Here is a 1,218-nt window from a genome sequence, read left to right on the forward strand (position 1 = left end):
CGCGCTGGGCGGCGAGGGATCCGCGCCCAATCCGGTGGAGGTGCACCTGGCCTCGCTGATCGCCTGCCAGGTGGTGACCTACCGGTTCTGGGCCCAGCGCCTCGGCATCACCATCGACGACCTGGCCATCGAGGCCGAGGGCGATCTCGACGTGCGCGGCTTCTTCGGCCTGGACGACACGGTCCGGCCCGGCTTCCAGGCGGTCCGCGTCACCGTCCGGGTCGGCGGCCCCGAATCCGCCGCGCGCTACGCCGAGCTGCAGCGGGCCGTCGACGAGCACTGCCCGGTCCTGGACCTCACCACCGGCCGCACCCCGGTCGAGACCACCCTCGTCACCCAGTAGCAGCACCCCACCCACCGGAGGCCCCGATGACCGAGTCCGTCCTGCCCGAAGACCCCAGCGCCACCTGGAGTTTCGAGACCAAGCAGATCCACGCCGGGCAGCAGCCCGACACCACGACCGGCGCCCGCGCGCTGCCGATCTACCAGACCACGTCGTACGCGTTCCGCGACACCGACCACGCGGCCGCGCTGTTCGGGCTCGCCGAGCCGGGCAATATCTACACGCGGATCATGAACCCCACCCAGGACGCGGTGGAGCAGCGGATCGCGGCGCTCGAGGGTGGCGTGGCCGCCCTGCTGCTGGCGTCGGGCCAGGCGGCGGAGACCTTCGCGATCCTGAACCTGGCGGGCGCCGGGGATCACATCGTGTCCAGCCCGCGGCTGTACGGCGGCACCTACAACCTGTTCCGGTACACGCTGCCGAAGCTGGGCATCGAGGTGAGCTTCGTCGAGGATCCGGACGATCTCGAGCAGTGGCGGGCGGCGATCCGGCCGAACACCAAGGCGTTCTTCGGCGAGACGGTGTCCAATCCGCAGAACCACCTGCTCGACATCCCCGGGATCGCGGAGGTCGCGCACGGGTCGGGGATTCCGCTCATCGTCGACAACACCGTCGCCACCCCGTACCTCATCCAGCCGTTCGCGCACGGCGCGGACATCGTCGTGCACTCGGCGACCAAGTACCTGGGCGGCCACGGTGCGGCCGTCGCGGGCGTGATCGTGGACGGCGGCACCTTCGACTGGCGCGGTGGACGATTCGCGGGCTTCACCGAACCCGATCCCAGCTACCACGGCGTCGTCTACGCCGACCTGGGCGCGCCCGCCTACGCGCTCAAGGCGCGGGTGCAGCTGTTGCGCGATCTGGGTTCGGCAATC

Annotated in this window: 2 protein-coding genes; both read left to right on the top strand. The window is 70.8% G+C overall.

What is annotated here, in order from left to right:
• Nucleotides 1–343: OsmC family protein (locus ACIRS4_RS37720; protein ID WP_404204712.1), on the top strand; the 343-nt coding region annotated here is incomplete at its 5' end.
• 26 nt (nucleotides 344–369) lie between these two features.
• The coding region (locus ACIRS4_RS37725) for a PLP-dependent transferase (protein ID WP_404204714.1) at nucleotides 370–1,218 on the top strand (849 nt) is incomplete at its 3' end.

It is taken from the genome of Streptomyces sp. NPDC101166, assembly GCF_044768125.1.
Classification (GTDB): Bacteria; Actinomycetota; Actinomycetes; order Streptomycetales; family Streptomycetaceae; genus Streptomyces.